Below are 9,415 nucleotides of genomic sequence, written 5' to 3'. Positions count from 1 at the left end.
CCGGTGAGTGTGATCGAGTGAGAGTTCGAGTCGCCGCTATTGTATCCGCCGACCACATCGACGATCCGGGTCCCTGAGGGATCCGGAATCCCGGCAAACCTGAAATAGAGGCGCCCATAGAGGTCGTGGGCCTGATTGAAGTCATTCACACGCAGGTACGAGGCAAGGTCGGCGGCTTGACGATCAAACTTCCCTGAGTTGTTGCCCTCGACTTTGATGGTGGTGTCGTAGCGGGGCATGCCAGGGTCGATGAGCGGGTTCACCTGTGACCACGCCTGCGGGTCGGCCGAGGTGCCAGCGACTATGACACTGCCATCCGTCCCGACGTCAAAGCCGTTGGCGAACGAATAGGGCAGGTTGACGGCGGGAAGACGGCCATAGAGATCATAAACCGAGACAGGCGACGCCTCCACAAGCCGGAACTCGAACTGCTCATTCTGCGTGGTGGGGGCGACGATGCGAACGGCAAAAGCAAATTCCGTCTCGGCACCCGGTGTCAAGGTGACTGCGGTTTCGATAATGCCGTCGACGTCATCTACCGATCCCGCCACGAACAGTAGAGATCCGGCCAAGCGCTCGGTCGTGGCCTGACCATCGACAAGGAAGGTCGAGTCGACAGACTGAACCATCGAAGACGATGCCGTGACATCGCTCCATGACGACCACGCGGGACCGGGAAGATTCGCACCGATATAACGTGCTTGCAGTTTCGGCCGTACGTTCGCTGAGGCCGTCCCAGTATTGGACACGCCGACCCGGAGCACGAAGGGAGTGCCGAGGCCCGCAACAACGGTGGGGGTGTCCTTGGCGGCCATTGCTGTCGCGGCTCCCTCTATGTCATCGTCGTTGTAGATTCGAAAGGCAGTCTGTGACACCAACGGACTCGTCGCAACCGTCGTGCTCGTGGTCGAAGTCGTCGTGGTCGAACTCGTCGTAGAAGACGTCGTGCTTGAGGTTGTCGTGGAACTGGTGGTCGTTGTCGTCGTTGGGAACTTGGTCAACGCTCTGGCCAGGAATGACGCCATTTGGTCGCGCCGAACGCTCTGGTCGGGGCAAAAATTCGTATTACTCGGCGGATTACAGCCCAGGGTGATACCCGAGGCTGCCAGGCGGTTGATGTCACCCTCAAATATCGAAGTGCTGTCATCCACGAAGTAATCCTCTGACGCTCCCGCCAGGTTGAAGGCCCGCTTGAGGAAGGCCGCCATCTGTCCGCGCGTTACCTTGCCGTCTGGACAGAAATTGGTGTTGGCGGGAGGATTACACCCTACTGTGACGCCGGCGGCCGCCAGCTTGTTGATGTCATTCTGGAAGATCGAGTTAGCGTCGTCTAAGAAGAAATCGACCGAGGTAGCGGGCAAAGCAAGGGCCCGGGCGAGGAACGCGGCCATCTGCCCACGGGTAACCGTACCGGACGGACAATAGTTCGTGTTTGCCGGTGGGTTACAGCCCTTAGTTACTCCGAAAGCGGCGATGAACTCGATGTTCGCCTCGTGAATGTTTCCGTCGTCGTCGCTAAAAGTGTTGATTGCCTGAGCTGAAACGGCGTCGCCTCCAGTTACCACCGACACCAGCGAAATCATCGCCAGTATCAGTACGACCGCTAACGACCCTCGAACTAAACGTGCCTGCATAATGCCCCCAAGTGCATATGAGTTTTAATGTCTGGCTGCGGTTGTGCAGCCCATTGCTTGTTTGTGTTTCCGTCTCTGATTGAGCCCTCGGTCGACTTTGACGACCGGGTCGACCGGGCGTGTTCCATGCCAGGTCGCTGACGTATGGCCCACCATAACCTGCAACTGGTACCTATGAAGAGCTGAGAGTGGTGTAGAGGCCACTTTGTGAGGCGACCAACTAGGGACCAACCCAACCGGTGTTGGACATCTTCACTTCGTCGATCCAACCGGTAACGGTTTGTGATCGGGGACCGAAATCGGCATCCTCGAACTCGGTCTTCGTGAAGGCCAGAGGACTGGCGATTATGCCCGTATCCAACAGGGATCCAGTTGCGTCGTAAATACGGACCTCGAAGCTCCCGTTCCCAGCTCCTAGGGTCGTCTCGGTTGTGGCGTGCCACTCGATGCGGTGCCACGTGTTGGGTGCAAGAACCGGCGTGAGCAACAGATTGGTCTCGCCGCCAACCCCGACGACGCCGCCTGCTTTCATGTTGATGCGACCCGCGGAACCTACGGCGTCCACTCCGGTGAGTGTGATCGAATGTGAGTTGGAGTCGCCGTTTTCAAACCCGCCGACAACGTCCACGATGCGGGTTCCATCCGGGGCCGGCAAACCTGCGTATCGGAAGTAGAGACGGCCATAGAGATCGTGGGCCTGGTTGAAGTCGTTGATCCGCACGTATGAAGCAGGGTCAGTCGCTAGACGATCGAACTTGGCTGACATCCCCCCTTCGAACGATTGATCGGTGGCGTAGCGGGGCGCCCCGGGGTCGATGAGCGGGATGACACCCGACCACGCCTGCGGGTTTGCCGAACCAGACGGTGTGATAATCACACCGTCTGTGCCGGTGTCAAAGCCGTTGGCGAACGAGAACGGGAGGTTGACGGCCGGGGCGTCACCGTAACTGTTGAATAGTGCCCCGGTGGCGTCTACCAAACGGAACTCGTACTGCTCGTTCTGGATGGTCGGCGTGATCAATTTCACCGAAAACACGAATTCCGACTCGCGGTCAGGAACCAAGGTCGCGACGCTTGCAATGGCTCCGTCAGCCTCGTCGATCCGCCCGGCGATGAAGGGCAGAGGGCCAGCCAGTCTTTCGGAAGTGATTTGATTGTCGGTCAATGACGAAGAACCGACTGCTTGAACTCGGGCAGAGGACGCCGTCACGTTTGTCCAGTTGGACCAGACTGGACCGGGCAGCTGGGAACCGATGAAGCGATACTGCAACTTCGGGGCGACTGCGATCGAAGCGGATCCCGTGTTGGAGACGCCGACCCGGATCGAGAACGCCGTGTTGAGTGCAATGACGGCCGGCGTGTTGATTGCGGCGGCGGCCGTTGCACCCGCTTCCGAACCGGAGTTGTAGATCTGGAAAGCGGTCTGGGAGACGATCGCGTTGGTCGGTACCGTCGTGGGAGGGGTGGTGGTTGGTGGAGGGACGTTGGTGGTCAGCGCCCTGGCCAGGAATGAGGCCATCTGGTCCCGCCGAACGCTTTGGCCGGGGCAAAAATTGGTATTGCTTGGCGGATTACAACCGAGGGTGATACCCGATGCTGCCAGGCGGTTGATGTCGCCCTCGAATATCGAAGTGCTGTCATCGACGAAGTAATCCTTTGATGCCCCCGCCAGGTTGAAGGCCCGCTTGAGGAAGGCCGCCATCTGTCCACGGGTCACCTTACCGTCTGGACAGAAGTTGGTGTTGGCGGGAGGATTACATCCGGAGGTGATGCCGGCGGCCGCCAGCTTGTTGATGTCATTCTGGAAGATCGAGTCTGCGTCGTCTAAGAAAAAGTCGACCGAGGTAGCGGGCAATGAAAGAGCCCTCGCCAGGAACGCCGCCATCTGCCCGCGGGTGACCGTACCTGACGGGCAGTAGTTGGTATTTGCCGGCGGATTACAGCCCTTGGTAATTCCTAACTCGGCTATGAATTCGATGTTCTTTTCGTGGACATTTCCGTCGTCGTCGCTGAATGTGTTGACCGCCAGGGCGCCAACGGCGTCAGTGCTTGAGACAACGGCTATCAGCGAAACCATCGCCAAAATGAGTACCATTGCCAGTGATCCACGAACCAAACGTGCCTGCATAATGCCCCCAAGTTCATTGAACTTATTGGAATGACGTAACTGCCACGTCCGCCCGCAGCAAGTCTTGTGAAGCCGCCAATGTAGTAGGAAAAGCCAAGGCAAGCTAATGGAAAGTCAGATTCCTCATACTGAACCCAGGTGCCTGACGAGTCTTGTACTATGACCTCCACAGAATGGATGAGACAAGATCAACTCATCTGCGGAGAGCAGACAGTGACGGCAGCGCCACGGTAAGCGGTTCCACGGGTGGACAACAGGTTCAGGTTATGGATATTGCTTCAACGCTTCGATACAACAAGTGGAAATTCATTGGCCTGGCGCTAGTCGTCATTGCAAGCCTGAACGTGATTGCGATGTCGCGTGAACCAGACGTTCCTCAATACAAGGCCAAAGCGCTCGTCATTGCCTCTGAGCTGGCCATCCGGGTGGATGCGTTGCCTCGCACAGCGGTAGCAATCTTCAACGGTGGAACAGTTGCCCGATTAGCCGCCAGCTATGCCGGCACCGGCATCTCGCCTGAGGACCTCATCCCGGGAATCGTCGATATAACGCCGGTCGAAAACACCTCTGTGGTGGATATTGACGCCATTCATCCTGATCCGAAGCTGGCTGCCTTATACGCAAATGCGGCCGGGCGTGCTTTGGCAGAAGAGTTGAACCGGATCGGACCGGGACTCGGCTCATTCGCCCTCCAGATAGAGGCGACGGAATCTGGCGCCGTCCTACTCGAGGTGTCCCGGCTTCCGAACATGGTCTTCAGCGTGATCGCTGCGCTTTTGCTCGTCGCCGGCCTAGCCGCCCTGGTGGCGTTCCTCCAAGGGTCCGGCCACGCCGTGCCGTTGTTTCGCGGCCCGGTTCGAAGGCTCGACGCAGATGACCTCCACGAGTCAGATTCAGCCGAAGGTACTGGGACCGACCAGGACTCGATCATCGGAACGGTCAAACTCGGCAAATCGGCGCCCTCTCGCGCCATCCAACCCCGGGCTGATTCGAACGATCAGAAGGCGGTTGCTTCGAGCCCCAAATCGATTCCAACCTTCGAACGCTCACTGGCGGCACCGCCGGCTCCGAGAGAGGAACCGCCCGTGTCACCCTTCGTATCGACTCGAGATCATCTAGAACCGATCGAACCTCTCATCTCGCACCTTGAGTCGCTTCGCCAGCCGTCGCCGATGCATCCACTCCTATTTGTCGACGAGCAAGCCGCGCACGTTCTTGAATTGATTGATGGGGTGGACGCGGTTTTCGCAGCCCGGCTGGTAGCGGCGGGTATCACCTCCATCGAAGAACTCAGTGGGTCCAACGGCAAGTGGCTGTCTGACGCCATTGAGGTCCGAAGGGATATTGTTGTCGACTGGATCAGTCAGGCAAATCAGCATATTCGCGCCACCTTCAGCGGCGACAGCGACGAAGGACCCGCGGCTGGCGACGGTGCCTCCGAGGTGATGGAGTCGTCTGATCCCAGCCCGTCAACGCCCGAAGAGCCTATCCGCAAGACCACACATTCCAGCCCCGAGTCGGGTTCCGTTCGCCTATTTGGGGAAGCCCCAGGGGCTGTCGAGGAGCCAAGCAGACCGTCGACAGCCCGGGGTGCACCGCCAATGGCGCCGGTGGCTCCGATGAACGGATCCAAGAAGGCTCCTCCGGCGGCACAACGGGCGGATGATGGCGAGGAAGGCCTCACGCTGAGGTCGATCAGAGGAATAGGCGCCGTGTTCGCCGAACGCCTGGTCGCAGTGGGAATTACGACCGTGGAAGAACTAGCCACCGCCAACGCCAGTGGCCTCGCCTACACGATGGAGGTCCGCTATGGGACTGTTGCTGATTGGATCAAGCAGGCCGGAGCGCTTAGCTCGTCACACGATCCAGAGCCCTAGTCCCGATAGGTACCTCGTTTTTGGCGATGCTGACCACCAGGACGGCGTAGATCAGCCCCATCCAGAAGTACTTGAACGTCGAGTTGGAGAGAAACGTGTTGGCGAAGAGAAGGGCTACCAACCCTTCGAAGGCACCATAGCGTTCCCTAACCGGAAGCCGAACTAGATCTCGCACGGTGACATAGAGGGCCGCCGCCAGCAGAGTTAAACCGACGAACCCGACCTCGATCATTGACTCGAACCAGATGGAATGGGCCTGATAGCGAATCTTCGTCCCAGTGGCCCCCTCGCTCTCCAGAAATGCAATTTCGTGGACATCGGCGAACGTGCCGAACCCACTTCCCATCGGGCAGTACTGCGGACAACTCTCGATGGCCAACCGCCAGATAGCCGTACGGCCTGTCGTACCGGTGTTATCGACCCGTTCGGAGAACGTCGCCGGCACGAGGAGAGCTGCCGGGAGGACCATGAGGCCGATCAGAATCATCGACCCAAGGCCCCGCCGCTGGGAGAGCAACGTGATCACCGCAACGATCACGATCGAAAGTATCCCACCCCGCGAAGCAGTCAAGAGGACGGCCACGCCCGCCATGCCAGCCGAGGCAAGGAACATCATCCTGACCCGCCGGGGTTGGTCAGGGTTGAAGCCCTCCCACAGGGCTATGGCGATGGGCATAATCAAGGCGGCCGCGGTGATGTTGGGATCTCCACCCTCTCCACCACCTGCCCCGGTGATCTCAAATCGCGACACGCCAGCGCCTGTCTTGGGAAGTGTGCCAGTGGCGGCTAGCACTAGTGCATAGAAGCCGGTCAGGCCACCGCCGACCGCGATCCAGGCACGTACCTCGCGCAGCTCATCGCGGGTGATTGGCGTGACGACAATGATCGCAAAAAGGGCGATAAGTACGCCAAGAACCATGAGGTTACTTGTCGTGACCCGACTCTTGATCGACCAAATCGACGTAGAGACCGCCCATGCAAAGTAGAGCACCCAGAGAGGCAGGCTGAGCGAGGGAACCCTCAGGACAGGACGTAGGCTGATCCACCGCCAGACGTAGAACCCGGCGACGAATAGGCCGAGCAGGGATGAGACCGTCGAAAACGCCCTCGGAAGGCCAATCGGCACTGCCAGCGCCGAGCCGAACGGGAGTACGGCGAGATAGGCGGCCAGGAAGCGAACCGGCCGCTTCCACATCCACAGGACTGCGACGACGAAGGCTGGAATCGAGGCGATCGCCAAGATGAGTCCCTGCGTCATTGCCAGCGCTCGAAGGTCGCAACTGCCCGTTCCACGTAGCGGCGGTTCTTGGCACGAGCCAACTCCGACTCCGGCCCTGAGCGAACACGGTCTCGTTCCACCGAGGGGCGGGCCACTCTCAACTCGTCGACTTTCCCGTCGCTCACCGACTCGTCCTTGTTCATCTCTTCGACCAACGAGGTCACTTGCTTCTGGAAGGCCTCGTCCATGGGATGACTGGTAAAACGGGTTCCAAATTTGGCGTTGACCTGGTCGATGACGGCCGGAAAGTCTGACACAAGCGTTTGGAAGTCCACGGCAACGATCGAATCCCGTACCGGATCGAGAGTTCGGTAGAAGTCCACATAGTCGATGAGGCTGTCCCTCACGCTTAGGGCCGGCCGGCGCAATACGTGCGAAACGGCTACTGCCCTTGGGTCGCGAACGATAACGAGTACCGGAATCTTGAGACGAACTGCCTCGAGAACATGCGCGGCGGTGTGGATGTGGCGGCCAACATGACGATCTCTCCCATTTGCCAGCCAGAAAGCTGCCACAGCAAAGGTATTTCCTGAGCGCATCGGAGCCTCAATCAACAAGATGCTATCCGGCCTCACGAGCAGGGCCGATCGATTCCTGCGCCGTCGGCTCAGCCATATGAATATCGCCCGATTTCGGGTTAGAGGTCGACGGAGCCGATGCCACCAGCGGGTGAGAAGAAGTCGCAGAGTCACTCGTGCTCCACCTGACTAGCCCCGAAAGCCGAGAGGTATGCGAACTGCCTGATCCAGCAGCTGGGTACCGCGAGAACCGAGCCAGGTCGGGGACACCAGGCTGGCCGCCTCCCGGACCGCCTGTTGAACCCAACACATCACAAACAAGTCATCCACCGATTGCACCGGTACCTCCACATGGCGACGATACTCGCGAATGTGGTCGAACAAGGCATGGCGTAACTCTGACGGGCCGAGCAGTTGGCGAGCAAAAACGGACGGTGAATACCTCACGCCGGATACGTCGGCCAGGAAAACCCCCAGCGTTCTCGCAAAAATGAACAGATCCCAAAGAGGTGCACCCTGCGGGTCGCCGTTCTCCCAGTCAAGGATCCCGACCCGGTCGGTTTCGTCTATGAGCAGGTTCCATGCTCCGAAGTCACCGTGCATGAACACGGTCGGTAGATCGGCTTCGGCGAGTCGGCTGGCGACTAGATTCAAGGAGGCAACCGTCGCTGTTGGGGGTCTGTAGATACTGAGAAACTTGGCGAGCAGTCCATCGACGGCGGCGGCCGACTCGCCGGGTTCCGAGGGTTCGACGGTCCGAGCGGAGAGATCTATGGCGGCCCGAAAACCAGCGGTAGCGACCGTACCTCGCGCATCCCGGGTCGCTCTGGTCCGAAACGAGGAGCCGGCGACCATGGTCTGACAAATCACGGAACGTCCGGCGTACTCTGATTTGAAGAGAACTTTCGGAACGACGAACCGCAAACCCGGAATCGCAGCCAACGCCGTGAGGGCATCGGCCTCGGCGTCCAGACGCGCATTGAACCGGGGGCTTTGGGTGATTTTGAGAATCGTATCGATCTCACCTTCCGATCTCGCCAGACCGTACACAACCTTTTGTGATGCGAAGCCCCTGGGTGGGCCAAAGGTCCACCGGGCATCGTCGAATGCCAGGCCGAATCGGGCGCCTAGATCCGAAACGTACGCAGGGAGAGAAAGCGATCCGAGGCTGACCGAGACGGCATCCATGCGACGCGACGGGGTCAGATCGGCCGGGACCTCAACGAAGTGCACGTCGGAAGCATGGTCCCGCGACCGTGCGGGAATGTCGGATTTCAACCAGTATGCGGCGCGGGCGCCGACCATACCAGCGAGCCTCGACAGGCGTCGACGCCACACCGATCGGGGTTGTCGCCCTAGGGCAGCCCAGTGCACTCTCCCGGTCACGGAGGCGCTGCCTATCAACTGCACAACCACCCCATCAGAACGAAGTCGCGTCCGGCAGCTCTCGACTGCCGAGAGCGTGTCAGCCGCGCCAGAAGAAACGACCACCAATGCGTCGATCGGTTCGGAGCCTGGCAATTCGGTTCGGGAGTCTATGACTGAAACAAGCGCGCCAAGGCCGGCAGCGGCCTCCTTGATTCCGGACTTCGGAACGCCAACACAGACGATATGTCGGTGGCTCGGGAGCAGATAGAGCCAAGCGAAGTCGTCGGACTGTCGGAGATTCGAGGACGGCGGCATAACCAGTCGCCGGGTCCCGGCGAGCATGCTCACTTGACCAAATACTTGATCAGCGGCAGTTTCCCCAGACTAGGAAACGTGTCTTCAACATCGAGAATATTTCGGCTGAAGACGACACCTGCAAGCGATAGCAGAACGAATAGGACCATCCGGACGGTGAGGTTGAGTGCCGTTCCGTACCCCACGAATATTGAGAGGCCTGTGATTGCGGCGACGATACCGTAGACCCGCCAGGTCGACGATGGCGCCATTGATACCTCGGTCTTGCGGATGAGTCCGTACTGTTTGCCGAGGTT

7 protein-coding genes are annotated in these 9,415 nt (G+C 59.4%); 1 reads left to right on the top strand and 6 read right to left on the bottom strand.

The window, feature by feature from the left end:
* Both JJE47_07575 and JJE47_07570 read right to left on the bottom strand, forming a co-directional pair.
* A partial coding sequence (locus JJE47_07575) for an S-layer homology domain-containing protein (GenBank protein MBK5267279.1) occupies nucleotides 1-1,634 on the bottom strand: 1,634 nt, incomplete at its 3' end.
* Between the two features lie 220 nt (nucleotides 1,635-1,854).
* The gene (locus tag JJE47_07570) at nucleotides 1,855-3,762 is read right to left on the bottom strand and encodes an S-layer homology domain-containing protein (GenBank protein MBK5267278.1); all 1,908 of its coding nucleotides are present in this window, start codon (nucleotides 3,760-3,762) and stop codon (nucleotides 1,855-1,857) included.
* A 266-nt stretch (nucleotides 3,763-4,028) separates the two neighbouring features.
* Here JJE47_07570 and JJE47_07565 point away from each other — a divergent pair, with 266 nt between their 5' ends.
* A complete protein-coding gene (locus tag JJE47_07565) occupies nucleotides 4,029-5,639 on the top strand; it encodes a hypothetical protein (protein ID MBK5267277.1) in 1,611 nt (536 codons plus the stop codon).
* On the opposite strand, the gene JJE47_07560 is transcribed toward JJE47_07565, so the two are convergent.
* The 4 genes from JJE47_07560 to JJE47_07545 all read right to left on the bottom strand — a co-directional run.
* Nucleotides 5,611-6,897 (bottom strand): O-antigen ligase family protein, encoded by a 1,287-nt coding sequence (locus tag JJE47_07560; protein MBK5267276.1) that lies wholly within the window; start codon nucleotides 6,895-6,897, stop codon nucleotides 5,611-5,613. The genes JJE47_07565 and JJE47_07560 overlap by 29 nt on opposite strands.
* Complete coding sequence (locus JJE47_07555; protein ID MBK5267275.1) at nucleotides 6,894-7,457, bottom strand: hypothetical protein; 564 nt, start codon at nucleotides 7,455-7,457, stop codon at nucleotides 6,894-6,896. The genes JJE47_07560 and JJE47_07555 overlap by 4 nt, the downstream gene beginning before the upstream one ends.
* A gap of 168 nt (nucleotides 7,458-7,625) precedes the next feature.
* Nucleotides 7,626-8,669: an aminoglycoside phosphotransferase family protein gene (locus tag JJE47_07550; GenBank protein ID MBK5267274.1), complete on the bottom strand. Its 1,044-nt coding sequence runs from the start codon at nucleotides 8,667-8,669 to the stop codon at nucleotides 7,626-7,628.
* 479 nt (nucleotides 8,670-9,148) lie between these two features.
* On the bottom strand, nucleotides 9,149-9,415 hold a 267-nt coding region (locus JJE47_07545; protein MBK5267273.1), incomplete at its 5' end, for a hypothetical protein.

It is taken from the genome of Acidimicrobiia bacterium, assembly GCA_016650365.1.
GTDB lineage: Bacteria > Actinomycetota > Acidimicrobiia > Spongiisociales > JAENVV01 > JAENVV01.
Note: the sequence above shows the minus strand (reverse complement) of the source record. Positions and strands in the feature narration are given on the sequence as shown.

Coding starts and splice junctions, on each gene's coding strand:
- JJE47_07570 (MBK5267278.1), bottom strand. CDS start 3,762: ATGCAGGCACGTTTGGTTCGTGGATCACTGGCAATGGTACTCATTTTG.
- JJE47_07565 (MBK5267277.1), top strand. CDS start 4,029: ATGGATATTGCTTCAACGCTTCGATACAACAAGTGGAAATTCATTGGC.
- JJE47_07560 (MBK5267276.1), bottom strand. CDS start 6,897: ATGACGCAGGGACTCATCTTGGCGATCGCCTCGATTCCAGCCTTCGTC.
- JJE47_07555 (MBK5267275.1), bottom strand. CDS start 7,457: ATGCGCTCAGGAAATACCTTTGCTGTGGCAGCTTTCTGGCTGGCAAAT.